20 protein-coding genes are annotated in these 19,099 nt (G+C 71.9%); 13 read left to right on the top strand and 7 right to left on the bottom strand.

All coding sequences use genetic code 11. From position 1 onward, the window contains the following. Window positions 1-3 precede the first annotated feature (3 nt). Window positions 4-1,311: a sodium:proton antiporter gene (locus OHA89_RS19790; RefSeq protein WP_266609038.1), complete on the bottom strand. Its 1,308-nt coding sequence runs from the start codon at window positions 1,309-1,311 to the stop codon at window positions 4-6. Window positions 1,312-1,520: 209 nt separating this feature from the next. Between OHA89_RS19790 and OHA89_RS19785 the strand changes: the two genes are divergently transcribed. From OHA89_RS19785 to OHA89_RS19775, 3 genes are all read left to right on the top strand, one after another. Further along, window positions 1,521-2,285: an alpha/beta fold hydrolase gene (locus OHA89_RS19785; protein WP_257555510.1), complete on the top strand. Its 765-nt coding sequence runs from the start codon at window positions 1,521-1,523 to the stop codon at window positions 2,283-2,285. Between the two features lie 172 nt (window positions 2,286-2,457). After that, window positions 2,458-3,060, top strand: coding sequence for a DUF5994 family protein (locus OHA89_RS19780; protein WP_266609034.1), 603 nt, complete (start codon window positions 2,458-2,460; stop codon window positions 3,058-3,060). Window positions 3,061-3,152: 92 nt separating this feature from the next. Continuing rightward, window positions 3,153-3,470 carry a hypothetical protein gene (locus tag OHA89_RS19775; protein WP_406366739.1) on the top strand — a complete coding sequence of 106 codons (318 nt, stop codon included), beginning with the start codon at window positions 3,153-3,155 and terminating at the stop codon, window positions 3,468-3,470. Here the strand turns inward: OHA89_RS19775 and OHA89_RS19770 are convergent. Next, entirely contained in the window at window positions 3,451-3,696 is a 246-nt protein-coding gene (locus OHA89_RS19770) for a hypothetical protein (protein WP_257555507.1), read from the bottom strand. The two genes, OHA89_RS19775 and OHA89_RS19770, sit on opposite strands and share 20 nt — an antisense overlap. A gap of 177 nt (window positions 3,697-3,873) precedes the next feature. Between OHA89_RS19770 and OHA89_RS19765 the strand changes: the two genes are divergently transcribed. Then, window positions 3,874-4,614 (top strand): PP2C family serine/threonine-protein phosphatase, encoded by a 741-nt coding sequence (locus OHA89_RS19765; protein ID WP_257555505.1) that lies wholly within the window; start codon window positions 3,874-3,876, stop codon window positions 4,612-4,614. A gap of 38 nt (window positions 4,615-4,652) precedes the next feature. Here the strand turns inward: OHA89_RS19765 and OHA89_RS19760 are convergent, their stop codons facing one another. Together OHA89_RS19760 and OHA89_RS19755 are read right to left on the bottom strand one after the other, a co-directional pair. Further along, entirely contained in the window at window positions 4,653-5,180 is a 528-nt protein-coding gene (locus tag OHA89_RS19760) for a histidine phosphatase family protein (RefSeq protein ID WP_266609032.1), read from the bottom strand. Window positions 5,181-5,260: 80 nt separating this feature from the next. Then, window positions 5,261-5,536, bottom strand: a complete 276-nt coding sequence (locus OHA89_RS19755) for an isoamylase early set domain-containing protein (protein ID WP_215149434.1) — start codon at window positions 5,534-5,536, stop codon at window positions 5,261-5,263. Between the two features lie 274 nt (window positions 5,537-5,810). Here OHA89_RS19755 and OHA89_RS19750 point away from each other — a divergent pair, with 274 nt between their 5' ends. The 7 genes from OHA89_RS19750 to OHA89_RS19720 all read left to right on the top strand — a co-directional run bounded on the left by OHA89_RS19750 (window position 5,811) and on the right by OHA89_RS19720 (window position 14,088). Further along, a complete protein-coding gene (locus OHA89_RS19750; RefSeq protein WP_406366738.1) occupies window positions 5,811-6,350 on the top strand; it encodes a potassium channel family protein in 540 nt (179 codons plus the stop codon). A 123-nt stretch (window positions 6,351-6,473) separates the two neighbouring features. Next, window positions 6,474-7,871, top strand: coding sequence for a condensation domain-containing protein (locus tag OHA89_RS19745; RefSeq protein WP_266609028.1), 1,398 nt, complete (start codon window positions 6,474-6,476; stop codon window positions 7,869-7,871). Between the two features lie 180 nt (window positions 7,872-8,051). Continuing rightward, a complete protein-coding gene (locus OHA89_RS19740; RefSeq protein ID WP_266612332.1) occupies window positions 8,052-8,315 on the top strand; it encodes a MerR family transcriptional regulator in 264 nt (87 codons plus the stop codon). 268 nt (window positions 8,316-8,583) lie between these two features. Beyond that, entirely contained in the window at window positions 8,584-8,787 is a 204-nt protein-coding gene (locus OHA89_RS19735; RefSeq protein WP_030011983.1) for a cold-shock protein, read from the top strand. Between the two features lie 128 nt (window positions 8,788-8,915). Beyond that, on the top strand, window positions 8,916-10,322 hold the full coding sequence (locus OHA89_RS19730) for a DEAD/DEAH box helicase (protein ID WP_406366737.1): 1,407 nt from the start codon (window positions 8,916-8,918) through the stop codon (window positions 10,320-10,322). A 54-nt stretch (window positions 10,323-10,376) separates the two neighbouring features. Next, window positions 10,377-10,754 (top strand): hypothetical protein, encoded by a 378-nt coding sequence (locus OHA89_RS19725; protein ID WP_215146144.1) that lies wholly within the window; start codon window positions 10,377-10,379, stop codon window positions 10,752-10,754. Window positions 10,755-10,809: 55 nt separating this feature from the next. Continuing rightward, window positions 10,810-14,088: a BTAD domain-containing putative transcriptional regulator gene (locus tag OHA89_RS19720; protein WP_406366736.1), complete on the top strand. Its 3,279-nt coding sequence runs from the start codon at window positions 10,810-10,812 to the stop codon at window positions 14,086-14,088. On the opposite strand, the gene OHA89_RS19715 is transcribed toward OHA89_RS19720, so the two are convergent. Beyond that, window positions 14,072-14,878 carry an ABC transporter permease gene (locus OHA89_RS19715; protein WP_266609021.1) on the bottom strand — a complete coding sequence of 269 codons (807 nt, stop codon included), beginning with the start codon at window positions 14,876-14,878 and terminating at the stop codon, window positions 14,072-14,074. The genes OHA89_RS19720 and OHA89_RS19715 overlap by 17 nt on opposite strands. Further along, a complete protein-coding gene (locus tag OHA89_RS19710; protein ID WP_266609019.1) occupies window positions 14,875-15,852 on the bottom strand; it encodes an ATP-binding cassette domain-containing protein in 978 nt (325 codons plus the stop codon). The genes OHA89_RS19715 and OHA89_RS19710 overlap by 4 nt, the downstream gene beginning before the upstream one ends. 275 nt (window positions 15,853-16,127) lie before the next feature. Here OHA89_RS19710 and OHA89_RS19705 point away from each other — a divergent pair, with 275 nt between their 5' ends. Then, window positions 16,128-16,994 (top strand): SigB/SigF/SigG family RNA polymerase sigma factor, encoded by an 867-nt coding sequence (locus OHA89_RS19705; protein ID WP_406366734.1) that lies wholly within the window; start codon window positions 16,128-16,130, stop codon window positions 16,992-16,994. On the opposite strand, the gene OHA89_RS19700 is transcribed toward OHA89_RS19705, so the two are convergent. Beyond that, window positions 16,991-17,413: an ATP-binding protein gene (locus tag OHA89_RS19700; RefSeq protein WP_266609015.1), complete on the bottom strand. Its 423-nt coding sequence runs from the start codon at window positions 17,411-17,413 to the stop codon at window positions 16,991-16,993. The genes OHA89_RS19705 and OHA89_RS19700 overlap by 4 nt on opposite strands. A 212-nt stretch (window positions 17,414-17,625) precedes the next feature. Between OHA89_RS19700 and OHA89_RS19695 the strand changes: the two genes are divergently transcribed. Beyond that, the gene (locus tag OHA89_RS19695; RefSeq protein WP_266609013.1) at window positions 17,626-18,987 is read left to right on the top strand and encodes an aspartate aminotransferase family protein; all 1,362 of its coding nucleotides are present in this window, start codon (window positions 17,626-17,628) and stop codon (window positions 18,985-18,987) included. The last annotated feature ends 112 nt before the right edge of the window (window positions 18,988-19,099 follow it).

Here is a 19,099-nt window from a genome sequence, read left to right as displayed (position 1 = left end):
GGGTTATTCACGGGCAGTTGGTGAACCGTCGGCGCCGTCTGCCGCGAGTGCGTTCTCGCGCAGAGCCGGTTCGGCGCGGAGCGTGCTCGCGAACCAGTCGCCGTAGCGATTTCCCAAGAACGGGGCCGAGGCGCCGTGCAGGAGGATGCTGAGACCCACGGTCAGGGCGATGACGTCGCCCATCAGGGTCGTCCCGGGCAGGTGTTCCTCGAAGGCGATCAGCCCGAACACCAGGGAGGCGAGCCCCCGCGGGCCGAACCAGCCGATGTAGGCGACGGAGGCCGGCCGCAGGCCCGTGCCGATCAGCGAGAGGGCGACCGGCAGCATCCGGATGACGGTCAGGCTCATCAGCGCGTAGACCGCCGTCCGCCACGTGAGGTGCTGAAGGGCAGGTCCCAGAATCACCGCGCCGAAGACCAGGAAGCTCAGCGAGGCGAGGAGGAGACCGAGGCGCTCGGCGAAGATCGTGCTCTCCGCGGGATCCGGACCGTCCGCGCGGGCGCCGTCGCCCCCCGGTGCCGGGCGAAGCCGGATGCCGAACGCCACACCGGCGACCCAGGCACCGATGAAGCCGCTGCCGTCGGCCACGACGCACAGCGCGTAGGTGACGACGGGGACGGCGATCGTCAGGAACGGCCGCCATTCGGGGCTGCTCCAGCCCCGGGCCACCGACCGGCGGAGCAGGCCCGCCCCGGCCGAGCCGACCGCGACTCCGACCGCACCGCTCAGCAGCAGCGCACGCAGGAACGTCTCGAGGACGCCAGGATGCCCGTGGCCCTCACCCGCCGCCGCCAGTGCCAGCACGAAGAACGGCAGCGCCAGGCCGTCGTTCAGGCCCGATTCGACCCCCAGGCCGCCGCGGACCAGCGCCGGAACCCGCTTGTTGGAGACGGCCTGCTGCCCGAGCGCGGCATCCGTCGGCGCCAGGATGATGCCGATCAGTGCCAGCTCCCACATGCCGAGCCCCGGCAGCAAGGGCCACGCGACGAGCCACCCCAACGCGATCGTGACCGGCATGCCCACGGCGAGCAGCCGTAGCGGCAGGAACTCCTCCCGCCGCAGGTCCCCGGCCCGGATCGAGGCCGCGTCCGTGAACAGCACAAGGACCAGCGCCGCCTCCAACAGGGTCCGGGTGACTTCGGGATCCTTGGCCCGGTTCATCAGGTCGAAGCCCAGCGGGCCGCCGATCGCCAAGCCGGACACCATGAACAGCAAGGGCCCGGAGATCACGGTCGTCGACAGCCGCCGCGAAAACGCCCCGTAGCCGGCCACCACGCCCCCGGCCACCGCCAAAGCCCACTGGCTGCTCATCGGCACTCCTCACGAAAGGCGATCCGCCCAGTGCCGCGACAGCGCCGTCACACCTCACCCAGAGACATGAATCCTCACTCTACGTGCCCGCCGAGCCGGCCCCGGCGCCATCCGCCGCGCTGCGCGGGGTGTCGCGTTGCCGTCGGCCTGCGGAGATCGCGAGACTTGACCGCCGGTGACCGCCGGTCACCTGATGAGCAGGGGATGTTGTGACAGGACAGGTCATTCCGCACGACGTACTGGGTACCGGCTCCGAACGAGCCCTCCTGCTGCACAACTGGTTCGGCGACCGGTCGAGCTTCGACCCGATGCGCGAGCACCTGGACGGGGACGCGTTCAGTTACGCGTTCCTGGACTGCCGCGGGTACGGGGAGGCGATCGACACCGACGGCGCGTTCACGATGGAGGAGGTCGCCGGGGACGCCCTCGCCGTCGCCGACCATCTGGGCTGGGAGTCCTTCTCGGTCATCGGCCACTCCATGGGCGCCAAGGCGGCCCAGCTGATGCTGCTGGACGCCCCCTCGCGGATCCGCTCGCTCATCGGCATCTCGGCGGTTCCCGCGTCCGGCTTCCCGCTCGAAGGGGAGACCTGGGAGCTGTTCGCCGGTGCCGCGAAGAGTCCCGCCAACCGCAGGGCCATCCTCGACAACACCAGCGGCGGGCTGCACGACGACGCCTGGCTGGACGGGATGGTGGGCCGCTCGGTGGGTGGCTCCTCGGCGACGGCCTTCCGCACGTACCTGGACTCCTGGGCGCGCGTCGACTTCCACGAGCGGGTGAAGGGCAATCCGGTCCCGGTCCTCCTCCTCGCCGGTGCGAACGACCCCGCGCTGGGGCCCGAGGCCATGCGGGCCACCTGGATGCAGTGGTACCCGAACGCCCAGCTCGAGGTGCTCCCGGACACCGGGCACTACGCACCGGAGGAGTCCCCCGAGGCCGTCGCCGAAGCCGTCGAGCGGTACCTCGGCCGCTGAGGCTTCCGGGGCAAGCCGGAAAATAGCTGGTCAGAAGCGGGTTCCTGGACCGCGAACCGGAGTACGGTGAAGACACCGGGAGTATTTCGCACACCCGCCTCCCACGCGGACGTCGTTTCCGGCGATCACTGCGCCGGGCCGTTCATGAACGGCCCGGGGACGGGTCCGCGACATGATCACGACCCTTGACCGCGCCGAGAGCCTCGCCGTAGCGATGCGTCCGGCACGCCTGTCCCTCACTCCGAAGACCGCTCTCGCAGGGCGGCTCGACGGGGCCTGGTGGCCCTACTCCCGTGACCTCGAAGCCGAGCTTCCGGCGCTCGCCGCCGCTCTGGACGAGCCCTGGGGGCGCATCACCCGCGTCACCGTGAACCCCACCCGCTGGCCCGCCATCCCGCACACGGTGCAGGTGGCGGGGCGCACCCTGCACGTGGGCTGGTTCACCGAACAGGATCCCGACCAGCTGATCCTGCTCTCCTACACCGTCGGCCGCTGGGACCTGCTGGTGATCCCGCCCGAGACCGAACCCACGGCCGCGGCCCGGCTGATGGCCGCCGCCGCGATCCCGGGCAGCGCCCTCGGCGCAGGTGTCCTGATGGCCAACGAATCCGCCATCGGGCGCGGAGCCGGTGACGCCCGGCGCCGCGAAGCCACCTGGGAGGACGAAGGCGGGGCCTGCATGTCCCCCTCGGGGATCCCGCCGGCCCCTGCCGAAAGCTCCCGGTCAGCCGGACGGCACCAGTCGTCGAGCCCACCGCACGATGCCGACCGGTGAGGAACAGACCTTCCTCCCGACCGGGGCCGGCGGATGGGCTGCCCAGCCCATCCGCCGACTTCTCTGCCCGCTACGAAAGGGAACACGCCAGCGTGAAGTACATAGGCACCCAGACTCTGCCGTCGCTCGGACATGCCGAGGTCCGGATCATCGCGCACACGCCCGAAGCCGCCCGCGCGGTCGCGGAGGCGCTTCGCCACTGCTTCGAGGGCACGGAACAGCGCAGCTACCCCGCCCTCGACGGCGCCACCCGCCTCCACCTCACCGTGGACACGGCAACGCCCGCCGGACCCGCCCGCTCCTGGCTGGCCGCCAGCAGAACGCCCGCCGGCACCGGCACGCACTCCGACGAGACCTCTTCGGCAGCCCACGGGCTGCTGCCGGACGGCCTTACGGCTGCAAGTGGCTGAAGCCGACCTCGAAGTGTTCGACCGAGACGATCCGCTGGCCCTCGCGCCGGGCCGTCTCCTCGCGGATCCGGGCGGCCTGCTCCTCGCTGTCCCGCATGGTCCGCTCGTCCTCCCACAAGGTCAGCGACATGGCCTCTCCCGAGGCACGGTCGACGAGGTAGTACACGCCGCGGAAGCCGGGCGCGTCCTTGACCTGCTGGACGATCGCCTCCGAATTCGCGGTCACGTCTCCCTCTGCGGGAACCGGTGATCCCTGGTAGGTGCTCAGCCTCGCGAACATCTCCCGCAGTCCTTTCCTCGGGCCCCAGGACCAGCCTGCTCCGGGAGGTCACGCGCCGCACGCCGAGCAGCGCGACAATGGGGAGGGACAGCGTTCGCCGTTGCGGAGAGGCGGGACGTCGAGGTGCCGTACATAGCAGTGACCGCCCTGAGCCATGTGGGGCTCGTGCGCGATCACAACGAGGACAGCCTGGTCATCGGACCGTGGACACTGTGCGGGACCGCGACCGAGAGCCCCCAGACGCTCGTGTTCCCCCTCGGCAGACCGCTCGTCGTCGCGGTCGCCGACGGGCTCGGCGGGCAGCCGGCCGGCGAGGTCGCCAGTGAGCTGGTCGTCCGCCACCTCTCCATGCTCGGCCCCTCGATGGACGGCGGCCAGGCCGTCCGCGACGCCCTGGACCTGTGCAATCGCGCGGTGTACTCGGCCGCCGAAGGCCGTCCGGAGCTGACCGCCATGGGGACCACGGTCGCCGGTGCCCTCGTACTGGAGGAGTCGCTGCTGGCCTTCAACGTCGGTGACAGCAAGGTGTTCCACGCGACCGGGGACGGGCTGCGCCAGCTCAGCGTGGACGACAGCCCGCCGCCGGCACCGGGTCATCGCACCACCTCGGCCGTCACGCAGGTGCTCGGCGGCAGCCGCGCCCACAGCGAGATCACTCCCCATGTGGCGGACTTCGCGCTGTCCACCGGTGAGCGCTACCTGGTGTGCAGCGACGGGCTGACCGACCCGGTGCCCGAGGAAGCCATCGACGATCTGCTGCGGGTGCACGACGACGGCAAGGCCGCCTTCGAGCTGTGGAAGGCGGCCATCGACGCCGGGGGCCCGGACAACATCACGCTCGCGCTGGTACGCATCGGCGAGTGAGGCCCGGCCGGCTTCCGCCGCTCAGGGCTTCCCGCCGCTCAGGGCTTCGCGCCCCGGGGCACGACGAGGTCGGTCAGCCGGGCGGCGCCCGGTACGAGGGACGACCAGGAGCCGGGTACGCGCAGCACCGCGATCGCGGACGTCGGGAACTTCGTACGGGCCTGCTCCAGCCCGCGTGCGTCCCCTTCGCCGGCGAGCGACAGGACCAGCTCCTGCGCGCCGGGGTTGTGCCCGACGAGCAGCAGCGTCCGCACCTGCGCGGGGGTCTCCCGTACGAGGTCCAGCAACTCCTCGGTGCTCGCCCCGTAGACCCGTTCCTCGTAGGTCACCGGCGCGCTGACGCCGGACTCGGCCGCGGCCAGGTCCCACGTCTGGCGGGTGCGGCGCGCGGGCGAACACACGACGAGGTCGGGCTCGCAGTCGCCCTCGCGCAGCCAGCGGCCGGCGGCCGGGGCGTCGCGCAGACCCCGCGGGCCGAGCGGCCGCTCGGCATCGGGGACGTCCGGCGGCCAGGCGGACTTGGCGTGCCGCAGGACGACCAGACGCCGGAACGTACCCGCCGTCATGACGTCGCGCCGGGCTGGGAGGCGAGCGTCTCGTACTCGGAGATGCGCAGCATGAGGAGGAGGCTAGCCGTGCGGGGTCCTCACGTGTGCAGACGGCTGTTGGGGCCGTCCCGGTCGCCGGCGCTCTCGTCGTTGAACCAGTAGTCGCCGGCGGCCAGGTACCGGAAGGAATGCGCGCTTTCACACGGCAATTCGACCGTGACGGCCCGCTTCCCGTCCTTGCGCGGCTTCAGGGTGTGCGCCCCTGGCTGCCAGTCGTTGAAGTCGCCGACCACGCTCACCGGCCCGGGCGGTGTGTCCGCCGGAAGGACGAAGGTGACCTCGGTGCGGTCCTTGCGCAGCTTGCGCTCCAGCATGGGAAACAGCTCCTGACTGCAGAGGCGGACGGGATCGCGCCCATCCTGGGGGCCACACGGGCGGCCCGCATGCCGACGCCTCCACTCGTGGCCAGCTATCACCCGTCCACCACGGTGCGGGACACGGTGGGCGCAACCGAACAGGCCGCCCGACGGCGGTGACCGCCCTTCCGTGGTTGCATCGGGACCGGGACCGGAGGAGGCCGCATGTTCCACCACGCGCCCGGGGCCCGCTCCGGTCGCGGGATGGGCTCCGGGCCGTTCTCCTGAAGCCATGGAACGCAACGCAGCCCGGCGGCGCCGACGCGTCGTGGCGGGTCATACGCTCCGGTCGGTGACCTGGGCGGTCCTGATCACCGCGTTCTACTACCTGACTCCCCTGGACCACGGATTCGGTGTCGCCACCGTCGTCTCGCTCGTGATCGGCCTGGGACTGTTCGGGTGGCTGGTCGGGTGGCAGGTCGCGGCCGTCACCCGTGCGGAATATCCGCGGCTGCGGGCGATGGAGGCGCTCGCCACGGCCGTGCCGCTGTTCCTGGTGCTGTTCTCCGCCACGTACTACCTGCTCGCCGGGGGAGTGCCGGGATCGTTCTCGGAGTCGCTGAACCGGACCGACGCGCTCTACTTCACGGTCACGGTGTTCGCGACCGTGGGATTCGGGGACATCGTGCCCACCACAGGGGTCGGCCGCGTGCTGACCACCCTGCAGATGGTCGCCGATCTGATCGTGGTGGGTGTGATCGCCAAGGTCCTCTTCGGCGCGGTACAGATCGGGGTGCGCAGGCGGGGAACCCCCGAAGGGGGTGACTCCTGACGGAGTCGTCCCCCGCTGCTGCCTCCCGGACGCCGGGCGGCCGCGTTTCTTTCGGCTCACCCGCCTCGTTGGTCCCGTTGTGCCATGTGAGCGATGCCCAGTGATGCGGAGTGCCCCGTGCGAATGACCGACATCCAGCGTTGCGAGATCCGGGCAGGACGTCTCGTGGAATGGACGCTGCACCCGGCGACGGTCGAGGCGGCGACCGGCTTGTCGGAGGACAGCCGCCCGCCCGCGTACGTACAGGAGTCCCACGTGCGCACGGCGCGCTCGGTACAGGAGGACGGCCTGGTCGTACCGACCTGGCTCGGCGCCGCGTTCGACGTCCCGGGACAGGTCGATCTCGAGGTCCTCCAAGGCGCGCTGCGGGCCTGGACGCTCCGGCACGAGACGCTGCGCAGCGGGTTCCGCTGGGTCGGCGACGACATGCGGCGCTACACCCTGGACGCCGACGCCGTCGAGCTGCACCGCGAGGACGTCGGCCACTTCGCCGACCCGGTCACGCTGACCCGGTACCTGCAGGACCGGTTCGACGTCGCGGCGAACGCCCTCACCTGGCCGAACTTCATCTACACCGCGGTCGTCAGGGACGCGGGCACGAGCGTCTACATGGCGTTCGACCACAGCAACGTCGACGCGTACTCGATCCAGCGCATCCCCGCCGAGATCCACGCGCTCTACGAGGCGGGCCTCGAGGGCCGCTCCGTGGACACGGCCCCGGTCGCCAGTTACGTCGACTTCTGCGCGACGGAGCGCACGCACGCCGACCTGATCGACGACACGCACGCGATCGTGGCCCGCTGGCGGGAGTTCATCGCCCGGTGCGACGGAAAGCTGCCCAACTTCCCCGTAGACCTCGGTCTCGACCCCCAAGGCCCGCTGCCCACCCAGAAGTTCACGCACGACATGCTCGTGGACGAGGCGGACGCGGCGGCCTTCGAGGCCTACTGCCGTCCGTACGGCGGAAGCCTGATCGGCATCCTCGCGGCCACCGGGCTCATCGTCCGCGAGCTCGCAGGACAGCAGGTGTACCGCACCGTCGTGCCGTTCCACACCCGGGCGAACTCCCAGTGGTCGGAGTCGGTGGGCTGGTACGTGGGCGGTGCGCCGATCGAGGTCCCGGTGGGGCGGGCGGCGGACTTCGACGACGCGCTGGCGATGGTCCGCTCGGCGCTGCGGGAGAACCGGGCGCTGTCCCGGATGCCGATCGCGCGGGTTCTGCGCCTGCTGGGCTCCGATTTCCGGCCCACTTCTCCGGACCTGTACTCGATCGTCTCCTTCGTCGACGCGCGCGGCATCGCCGGATCGGAGCGGTGGCAGGACCTCAAGGCGTACGGCCTGATCCGGGTCTCGTACGGCGACCAGGTGTGCGCGTGGATCACCCGGATCCACGAAGGCCTGCAGTTCGCCGCCCGCTACCCGGACACCGCCGCCGCCCACGAGAACATGCGGCTGTACGTCGAACGGCTCCGGTCCCTCATGGTCTCGGTGGCGCGCAAGCACGCGGCCGTGGGCGCCTAGACCGGGCGGTACGCGAAAAAGTGGTGTCGGAAGCGCATAACTTCAGAGGTCAATACCGGAGGAAATCTGCCATGGGCGGAGTAGACATGGTCTGCCATCAGGGTTAGCGTCTCTTGAGTGACCTCTGAGAAGTCCCCGCTGGCCGACAGTCTCGACGACGACGACTACCCCGCCTACACGATGGGCCGGGCCGCGGAAATGCTCGGCACCACCCCCGCCTTCCTCCGCGCCCTCGGCGAGGCCCGCCTCATCACTCCGCTCCGTTCGGCGGGCGGTCACCGACGCTACTCCCGCTACCAGTTGCGCATCGCGGCGCGGGCCAGGGAGCTGGTCGACGGCGGCACGCCCGTGGAGGCGGCCTGTCGGATCATCGCACTCGAGGACCAGCTCGACGAAGCCCTCCGGCTGAACGAGGCGGTGCGCCGCGGACGCGAAAATTCCTGAATCACCGACATCGCTTATATGACTTCCGCAGGCGGTTATCTGTTCCTGCCGGTGCAGAATTAGCAGTTTCCCTGCTCACGGCGCCCCTCTGTGCTACGGTGATCTCAGTTGCAGTTGTGGTTCCCAAAAAACTTACAAGTGCTCTCACCGGATTTTTCGGTGGGCGCTCTTTTTATTTACCGGTGAAGTTTCCGGTCGGGGCAATCATCACGGCGACGCCGGCTTTCGCACAGTGCGATTCCGGGCACTGCCCCAAAGGAGAATTCATATGGCATCTGGCACCGTGAAGTGGTTCAACGCGGAAAAGGGCTTCGGCTTCATCGAGCAGGAGGGCGGCGGCGCTGACGTCTTCGCCCACTACTCGAACATCGCCTCTTCTGGCTTCCGTGAGCTTCAGGAAGGCCAGAAGGTTACCTTCGACGTCACGCAGGGCCAGAAGGGCCCGCAGGCCGAGAACATCGTTCCCGCCTGACGCTGACGCCCACACAGCTGGGGCCCGCACCTTCGGGTGCGGGCCCCAGCTTGTTGTTTTTCACGGCTCGTTCTCGCGAATCCCTTCAGGAATTCCTCGATACGCGCCGCATCGAGGAAAGGTTCTGCATGAACCGCACCACCACGCGCACGAACAATCGCCACGCCCCCGCCCGCTCGGGCCACGGCGGCCGCCGGCCCGCCGTACAGCGGGAATTCGCCGTCCCCAAGACGCTCACCCCCGCGCTTCCCGCCGTCGAGGCCTTCGCGGATCTCGACATGCCGGAACCGCTGCTCGCCGCGCTCGGCTCCGAGGGCGTGACCGTGCCCTTCCCGATCCAGGCCGCCACCCTGCCGAACGCCCTTGCGGGGCGCGACGTACTGGGCCGCGGCCGCACCGGCTCCGGCAAGACCCTGGCCTTCGGCCTCGCCCTGCTGGCTCGCACCGCCGGACAGCGCGCCGAGCCCCGCCAGCCGCTGGCCCTCATCCTCGTCCCCACCCGCGAGCTGGCCCAGCAGGTCACCGACGCCCTCACCCCGTACGCCCGCGCCCTGAAGCTCCGTACCGCCACCGTCGTGGGCGGCATGCCCATCGGACGGCAGGCCGGCGCGCTGCGCGGCGGCGCCGAGGTCGTCGTCGCCACACCCGGACGGCTCAAGGACCTCATCGAACGCGGCGACTGCCGGCTGAACCAGGTCGCCATCACCGTCCTGGACGAGGCCGACCAGATGGCCGACATGGGCTTCATGCCGCAGGTCACCGCCCTGCTCGACCAGGTGCGCCCCGAGGGTCAGCGGATGCTCTTCTCCGCCACCCTCGACCGCAACGTCGACCTGCTGGTCCGTCGCTACCTGACCGACCCCGTCGTGCACTCCGTCGACCCCTCGGCCGGCGCGGTCACCACGATGGAGCACCACGTGCTGCACGTCCACGGCGCCGACAAGAACGCCGCCACCACCGAGATCGCGGCCCGCGACGGCCGGGTGATCATGTTCCTGGACACCAAGCACGCCGTCGACCGGCTGACCGAGCACCTGCTGAACAGCGGTGTACGGGCCGCCGCGCTGCACGGCGGGAAGTCGCAGCCGCAGCGCACCCGGACCCTGACCCAGTTCAAGACCGGGCACGTCACCGTGCTGGTGGCGACCAACGTGGCGGCGCGCGGCATCCACGTCGACAACCTCGACCTCGTCGTGAACGTCGACCCGCCGACCGACCCCAAGGACTACCTCCACCGCGGCGGCCGCACCGCCCGCGCCGGCGAGTCCGGCAGCGTCGTCACCCTGGTCACCCCCAACCAGCGGCGCGACATGACCCGCCTGATGGCGGCCGCCGGGATCGTCCCGCAGACCACTCAGGTCCGCTCGGGCGAGGAGGCACTGAGCCGGATCACCGGCGCCCAGGCGCCCTCCGGCATCCCCGTCACCATCACCTCGCCCCGTCAGGACCGGCCCGTACGCGGCGCCCGCGGCTCCCGCGGCCGGCGCGGCCGCCCCTCCCAGGAGCGCCGCCACGGACCCGGGATGGCGGCCTGACGCGCTGACCTGGTGCGGCTTCCGATGACGTCCGCGCTTGCTAGAGTCCGGCCCATGTCGACCCCTGACGACCTGCTCATCGATCTCGCTGCCATGGTCGAGTCGGAGCAAACCAATCAGATGTCCTTGACCGTCGTCGTCCACGGCGCCGTCATCACCGGCCGCCTCGCCCCCGAAAGCGTCTGGCGCCAGCGTGTCGCCGAGGTCCTCCAGGACTCGGACCAGCTGGCCCCGTTCGCCGAGGTCTTCAGAGCCTCCGGACCGGCGGGCCGGGCCGCGCCCGCCGCCGGGGCACCCTCGCACCTGCACTTCCACGTGGCGCGCATCCTCCAGGGCACCCTGGGCATCCCCGAGACCGGCGGCATGTACCGGATCGCCCTCGAGGACGTCAGCGCGTGGACGGTCGGGGACTTCAGCTACTCGGACAAATAACTCCCGCCGCCGCACCGCACCCACCCGCCGGACGGGCCTCCCGCAGAATGGCGCCATGCGCGTTTCGATGCTGGGGGCCCTGGAGGTACGGGGCGAAGACGGGGGCGGCGTCGGGGTCGGCGGGGCGCGATTGCGGGCCCTGCTGATCCTGCTGGCGCTGGAACCCGGCCGGGTGGTGGCCTCCGAGCTGCTGATCGACGGGATCTGGGAGAGCGATCCCCCGATGGGCGCCGCGAACGCCCTGCAGGGGCTGGTGTCCCGGCTGCGGCGGGCGCTGCCCGGCGTGGAGGTCGCATCGCATCCGGCGGGCTACCGCCTCGTCCTCGAACCGGACCAGGTGGACGTGGTCCGCTTCGAGCGGCTGGCCGCGGCCGGACGCGGCGCGCTGGCCGCCGACCCCGGCGAGGCCGCGGCGCTGCTGCGGCAGGCGCTCGGGCTGTGGCGCGGGCCGGCGCTGCTGGACGTGGCCGCCTCCGACTTCTTCCGGGCGCCGGTGACCCGGCTCACCGAGCTGCGCATGGCGGTCCTGGAGGACCGCATCGAGGCCGATCTGCGGGTGGGGCGCGGCCGGGAGCTGACCGGCGAGCTGAGCTCCCTGGTCGCCGAACACCCCTTGCGGGAAGGGCTCGTCGGGGCGCTGATGCGGGCCCTGGTCACGGCCGGACGGCCCGCCGAGGCGCTGGCCGCGTACGGCAGGGCGCGCGAGGTCCTCGCCGAGGAACTCGGCGCCGACCCGTCACCGGAGCTGTCGGCGCTGCACACCGCCGTACTGCGCGGCGAGCTGACCGCGCCGCCCGCAGCCGTTCCAGCCGCCGTTGCCGTTGCCGTTCCCGTTCCCGGCCCGGCGGCGGCCGCACCGGAAGCCGCCGGGGCCGCCGACGCCCCGCCGCCGCCGCCGCCGACCAACCTGCGGGCCGCGCTGGCCAGTTTCGTCGGCCGGGACGAGGACCTCGCCGGGGTGGACGCCCTGATCGGCCGGTTCCGGCTCACCACGCTCACCGGGCCGGGCGGCGCCGGCAAGACACGGCTGGCCCTCCAGAGCGCGCGCCCGCTGCTCGGCCGGTTCCCCGACGGCGTCTGGCTGGTGGAGCTGGCGCCGCTGAGCGCGGGGGCCGACGTACCGCAGGCCGTGCTGTCCGCACTGGGCCTGCGGGAGCACGCGCCGGCGGCGGGCGACCCGCTGGACCGGCTCGGCTCGGCGCTGCGCACCCGTACCGCCCTGCTGGTGCTCGACAACTGCGAGCACCTCGTCGAGGCGGCCGCCGCGATGGCCGACCGGCTGCTCGGCGAATGCCCCGGGCTGCGCATCCTGGCGACCAGCCGGGAGCCGCTCGGCCTCACCGGCGAGGCGCTGTGGCCGGTGCGCCCGCTGGCCCTGCCGCCCCAGGGCGCGGACGCGGCCGAGGCCATGTCGTACGAGGCGGTCCGACTGCTGAACGACCGGGCGGCGGCGGCCCGTTCCGACTTCACGGTCAGCGAGGAGACGGCCGCCGAGGTGATCCGGATCTGCCGGGCGCTGGACGGGATGCCGCTCGCCATCGAACTGGCCGCGGCCCGGCTGCGCACGATGAGCGCCGGGCAGCTGGCCGCCCGGCTCGACGACCGGTTCCGGCTGCTGACCGGCGGGGCGCGGACGGCTCCGCGACAGCACCAGACCCTGCGCGCGGTGGTCGACTGGAGCTGGGAGCTGCTCACGGAGGCGGAGCGGGCGCTGCTGCGCCGGCTGGCCGCCTTCCCGGGCGGCGCCACGGTGGAGGCCGCCGAGGGGGTGTGCGCGGGCGGCCCGGTCGAGGCGTACGGCGTACTGGACCTGCTCACCTCGCTCGCCGACAAGTCCCTGCTGGTGACGGCCGGAGACGGGCGCTACCGGATGCTGGAGACGATCCGGGCGTACGGTCTGGAGCGGCTCGCGGAGGCCGGGGAGCAGGAGCGGATCGGGCGGGCGCACGCCGCGTACTTCACACAGCTGGCGCGGACGGCGGACCCGTACCTGCGCCGGGCCGAGCAGCTGGAGTGGCTCGCGCGGCTCACCGCGGAGCACGACAACCTCAACGCGGCGCTGCGCGGCGCGATCGCGGCGGGCGAGGCGCGGGAGGCCGTACGGCTGGTCGCGGCGGCCGGGTGGTACTGGTGGCTCAGCGGCCACAAGGCGGAGGGCAACGAACTGGCGGGCCGGGCCCTGGCGTTGCCGCTGCCCGGCGGGGAGCCCGAGTCGGCCGAGGACGAGGAGCACCGGGCGCTGGCCTGCGCGCTGGCCGTGCTGTTCGCCACGGCCGGCCTCGGTGACGACAAGCAGACCGCGGACACGCTGAGCCGGGGGCTGCTGCTCGCCGGACGGACGGGCAGCCGGCATCCGGTGGTCCGGTTCATGGAGCCGCTTCAGCGGCTGCTGGGCGGCGAAGGCGAGCGGGGGACCTCGTCGGTGGACGCCTGGGCCGGGCTGCTGGCCGACGAGGACCCGTGGGTACGGGCGCAGGCCCTGCTGGGCGGCGCCCGGACCCGGCTGGGGGAGGGCGGCCGGCCCGCCGAGGCGGAGGCCGAGATCGAGGAGGCCCTGACCGGGTTCCGGGGGGTCGGGGAGCGGTGGGGGATCTCCTTCGCGCTGACCGTACTGGCCGATCTGGTCGCCCAGCGGGGCGACTTCGGCGCGGCGCTGGGGCACTACGAGGAGGCCATCGCGGTGATCGGCGAGATGGGGATCGTCGAGGACCAACTGCACGCACGGGTCAAGCAGGCCCAGTTGTACTGGCTGGCCGGGGACCCGGCGGCCGCCGCCGCGGCCATGGCGCGGGCGGAGCGGGACGCCCGGGCCGCCGGCTGGCCGGAGGCGCTGGCCACGACGGCGCACGGCCGGGCGGATCTGGCGCGCTGGAGCGGGGAGCCGGCTCAGGCGCGGGCCGATGTGGCACGGGCCCGGGAAGGCATCCGGGGGGTCGCCGTCCACCAGGTGTTCCATGCGCTGCTGCTCGACACCCTCGGCCATCTGGACGCCGCCGAGGGCGAGTTGACGTCGGCAGCCACGCACCGGGCCGAGGCCCTGGACCTGGCGGTGGGCTCCCTGCACGCCCCGACGGTCGCCCAGGTGCTGGTCGGCGTGGCGGACCAGGCGGTGCGGCTGGACCGGCCGCGGGAGGCCGCGCGGCTGCTGGCGACGGCCCTGGCGGTGCGGGGAGGGCCGGACCGTTCGCGGCCCGACGCGCAGCGGGTGGAGAACGCGGCGCGCGCCGCGCTCGGGGAGAAGTACGAGGAGTACTTCGCCGAGGCGGCGCATCGCGGGAGCGGAGTGGCCATGGAGGACGTACGGGAGCTGGCGCGGGTCACGCTGGGCGGTTGAACAGCTTGTTCGCCCAGAGGCAGGCGGCCGCGGCGATCCCGACGCACCAGGCGACGGCGGCGATCCCGTCGCTGCCGGCCGGGGTGTCCATGAGCAGGGCCCGGATGGTCTCGATGACCGGGGTGAAGGGCTGGTACTCGGCGAAGACGCGGACCACGGTGGGCATCGAGTCGGTGGGGACGAACGCGCTGCCGATGAAGGGCAGGAGGGCCAGCGGCATGACGATGTTGCTGGCGCCTTCGGGGGTCTTGCTGAGCGTGCCGAGCGCGACCGCCAGCCAGGTGACGGCGAAGGTGAGCAGGGCGATCAGGCCGAGCGCGGCGAGCCAGCCGGTGAGGCCCGCGTTCGGGCGGAAGCCCATCAGCAGCGAGAGCCCGATGACGATGCCGACGCTGACCATGGTCTGGATGAAGCTGCCGACCACGTGCCCGACGAGGATCGAGGAGCGGGAGATCGCCATGGTGCGGAAGCGGGCGACGATGCCCTCGGTGAGGTCGGTGCAGACGGAGACCGCGGTGGAGGTGGAGGCGGCGGTCACGGTCATCAGGAGGATGCCGGGGGCCAAGTAGTTGATGTAGCCCGTATTGACATAGGCGGCGCCCGTGCCGATGCCCGCTGCGAGGGGGCGGCCGAGGACGTAGACGAAGAGGAGCAGGAAGACGACCGGTACGGCGATGGTGCCGATGGAGAGGCCGGGGTAGCGCAGGGCGTGCTTCAGCTGGCGGCGCAGCATCGTGGTGCAGTCGCGGAACAGGTGCTTGGCGGGGGCGGGGGCGGCGTGGGTGGTCATCGCACGGACTCCTTGTCCTGGGTCGGGATGGTCTGCCCGGTCAGGGCGAGGAAGACGTCGTCGAGGTCGGGGGTGTGCACGGTGAGGCCGCCGACCTCGATCGCCTGGGCGTCGAGCCGGTCGAGCAGGGAGCGCAGCGAGCGCACGCCGCCGTCGCTGGGGACGCGGAGGGTGAGGTTCTCCTCGTCGCGGGAGACCTCGCCGAGGGTGCGGGCGGCGCGCTCGAAGCCGGCCGCGTCGGTGAACTCCAGGCGGATGTGCCCGCCCGGGACCAGCCGCTTCAGCTCGTGCGCGGTGCCCTCGGCGACGAGCTTTCCGCCGTCCAGGACGGCAATGCGGTCGGCGAGCTGGTCGGCCTCTTCCAGGTACTGGGTGGTCAGGAAGATGGTGACCCCGTCGGCGACGAGCCCGCGGATGATCTGCCACATCGCGCGGCGGCTGCGCGGGTCGAGGCCGGTGGTCGGCTCGTCGAGGAAGATGATCTGCGGGCCGCCCATCAGGGTCATCGCCAGGTCGAGGCGGCGCAGCATTCCGCCCGAGAAGGTCATGGCCACCTTCCCGCCCACGTCGGCCAGGTCGAAGGCCTCCAGCAGCTCGGTGGCCCGGCGGCGGCCGGCCGCCTTGCCGAGGTGGCGCAGGTCCGCCATCAGGCGGAGGTTCTCCTCGGCGGTGAGCAGCTTGTCGACCGCCGAGAACTGGCCGGTGACGCCGATGGCGGAGCGTACGGCGTCGGGCGCGGCGGCCAGGTCGTGCCCGGCGACGCGGACCTGGCCGGCGTCGGCGGCGATGAGGGTGGAGAGGATCTGGACGGTGGTGGTCTTCCCGGCGCCGTTCGGGCCGAGCAGGGAGAAGATCGTGCCCGCCGGGACGTGCAGGTCGATGCCGTCGAGGACGGTCTTGGCCCCGTAGGACTTGCGGAGCCCGGTGGCGGCGATGGCCGCCGGCCGGGTCGCGCGGGTCGGGATCTGGGTCATGGTGTCCACTCGTTTCGCGGTCGCTCCGTTGTGATGTCGTCACCATGAGCGGGGGCCCTGACAGACCGCGGAGAGACCGCTGAGAGCCACTGAGAGCCCCTGATAGCCGCTGACAGATCGCTGATACGGGGCGGGATCGCCCCTCGGCCCATGGCAGGCGGTTGGGTGGGGTACGCGGCAATTTCGGCGGGTATATCCCCTGAGACAGCGCGAGACAGCGCGACGACGCACCCCCGGGTGTCCCCCGGGGCCGCTCGTCGGAGGAGCGCAGCGCCATGCACCGTACAGACCTCACAGACGTCGCAACCCACGAGGCCAGGGCCCTGTCCGTGTCCCTGTTCCGGAGGCTGGCCGAGCTGGAGGAGGGCAGCGCCGAGTTCAGTTACGTCCGCAACACCCTGGTCGAGCTGAACCTCAGCCTGGTGAAGTACGCCGCCCGGCGGTTCCGCGGCCGCAGCGAGCCGATGGAGGACATCGTCCAGGTCGGCACGATCGGCCTGATCAAAGCCATCAACCGCTTCGACCCGGAGCGCGGGGTGGAGTTCACCTCGTTCGCGATGCCGACGATCACCGGGGAGATCAAGCGGTTCTTCCGGGACACCAGCTGGGCCGTGAAGGTCCCCCGCCGGCTCCAGGAGCTGCGGATCGACACGGCCAAGGCGCACGACGTCCTGGAGCAGGAACTCGGCCGCGAGCCCACGGACGCCGAGCTCGCTAGGCAGCTGGGCGTCACGCCCGAGGAGCTGGCGGAGGGCCGCAAGGCCGCGTCCGCGTACTCCGCGCGCTCCCTGGACGCGCCGGCCCAGGAGGACGGCGACCGGGACTCGGGCGCCGACCCGCCGTCCCTCGGCGAGGAGGAGCCGGCGTACGACCGCATCGAGTGCCTGGAGTCCCTCAAGCCGATCCTGGCCCGCCTGCCCGAGCGGGACCGCACCCTGCTCTCCCTGCGGTTCGGGCAGGAGCTGACGCAGTCCGAGATCGGCGACCGGCTGGGCCTGTCGCAGATGCACGTGTCCCGCCTGCTGACCCGCACCCTGGAGCAGCTGCGCACCGGGCTGCTCACCGACCCCGACGAGACGGACGGGACGGACGGGACGGACGGGACGGACGACGAGGACGAGGCGGTACCCGCGGCCGGCTAGGGGGTGTTCTGGGGGCGGCCGCCCGCCGGGACCTCCAGCCAGACGGTCTTGCCCGGCCGGCCGTCCTGCGACGGCACCGAGCCCCAGCTGCGGGCGAGTCGTTCCAGCACGATCAGCCCGTGTCCTCCCGGCAGTGCGCGGTCGCCGGGCGGCCGCCGCCTCGGCGGCTCGGGGCTGTCATCGCTGACCTCCACGCGCAGCCGCTCGGGGCTGTGCCGCAGGACCAGCTCCCGGGGGCCGCCGCCGTGCAGACAGGCGTTGGTGATCACCTCGGAGACCAGCAGCAGCACGTCTTCCACGGACTCGGCCTCCCCCGGCCACTGCCAGTCGGTCAGCGCCCTGCGGGTGAAGTCCCGGCACCGGCCCACGACACCGGTCGTGGCGCCGCCGAGAACGAGCCTCCGCGTCTGCTCGGCCACAGGGCCTCCCGTCTCCGCGCCTCTCCGCGCCGCATGTACCCCTACCCCGGGCTGCCAATCCTAGGGCGGCCGCCGCCTGAAACCCCTCCCCTGAAATTTCGTATGTCGGAAATAAAGTTCCGCCATACGATAATTTAAGATCCAATCCGCTCGAGCGCCGTCGACGCCGGAGGCGACCCGCCGTCCACATCCTGGACAACTACGCTCGTTTCATGAACGCAGAAGCTCACGACCTCGCCGCCGCGAAGGACGCTGTGAAAGCCGCCGACCGGAAGCATGTCTTCCACTCCTGGTCGGCGCAGGAACTCATCGACCCGCTCGCCGTCGCCGGGGCCGAGGGATCGTACTTCTGGGACTACGACGGCAACCGCTACCTCGACTTCTCCAGCGCCCTCGTCTACACCAACATCGGGTACCAGCACCCGAAGGTCGCCGCGGCCATCCAGGAGCAGGCGGCGCGGCTGTGCACGGTCGCGCCCGGCTTCGCCGTCGACGTCCGCTCCGAGGCGGCGCGGCTGATCGCCGAGCGCACCCCGGGCGACCTCGACAAGATCTTCTTCACCAACGCCGGGGCCGAGGCCGTCGAGAACGCCGTCCGCATGGCCCGGCTGCACACCGGCCGGCCCAAGGTGCTGTCCGCGTACCGCTCGTACCACGGCGCCACCTCCACCGCGATCAACCTGACCGGTGACGCCCGACGCTTCGGCAACGACACCGCGACCGCAGGCGTCGTGCACTTCTGGGGCCCCTTCGCCTACCGCTCGCCCTTCTACGCGGCCACCGAGGCCGAGGAGTGCGAGCGGGCCCTGCGCCACCTCGAGGACACCATCGTCTTCGAGGGCCCCCAGTCCATCGCCGCGATCATCCTGGAGACCGTCGGCGGCGCCCCGGGCGTCCTCGTGCCCCCGGCCGGCTACCTGCCCGGCGTCCGCGCGCTCTGCGACCGCTACGGCATCGTCTTCATCCTCGACGAGATCATGGTCGGCTTCGGGCGCACCGGCAGGTGGTTCGCCTCCGAGCACTGGGACGTCGTCCCCGACCTGCTGTGCTTCGCCAAGGGCGTGACCAGCGGATACGTGCCGCTCGGCGGGGTCGCCATCTCGGCCGCCATCGCCGACACCTTCGCGCGCCGGCCCTACCCGGGCGGGCTGACGTACTCCGGACACGTGCTGGCCTGCGCCGCCGCCGTCGCGACGATCAACGTCATGGAGGAGGAGGGCATCGTCGAGCAGTCCGCCCGCACCGGCGCCGAGCTGCTCGGCCCGGGGCTGCGCGCGCTCGCCGAGCGGCACCCCTCGGTCGGGGAGGTCCGCGGCCTGGGCACCTTCTGGGCCCTGGAACTCGTACGGGACGCGGCGACGCGCGAGCCGCTGGTTCCGTACAACGCCTCCGGGGCGGACAACGCGCCGATGGCCGCCTTCGGGGCCGCCTGCAAGAAGGGCGGGCTCTGGCCGCTCGTCGCCGGCAACCGCATCCACGTCGCACCGGCCTGCAACATCTCGGCGCAGGACGTCGCCAAGGGTCTGGAGATCCTCGACGAGGCCCTCTCGGTCGCGGATGCGCACATGGTCTGACCTGCGGATCTGTGGGGTCGCCCAATCCGTGGGTGCTGGTGTTCGGAGGATCCGTACGGTGGTTAACCCGCCGTACACATGCTGCAATCCGTGAGTACGAACAAGCACCTAC

The organism is Streptomyces sp. NBC_01546 (assembly GCF_045208355.1).
GTDB lineage: Bacteria > Actinomycetota > Actinomycetes > Streptomycetales > Streptomycetaceae > Streptomyces.
This window is presented reverse-complemented; position numbering and strand designations above follow the sequence as displayed.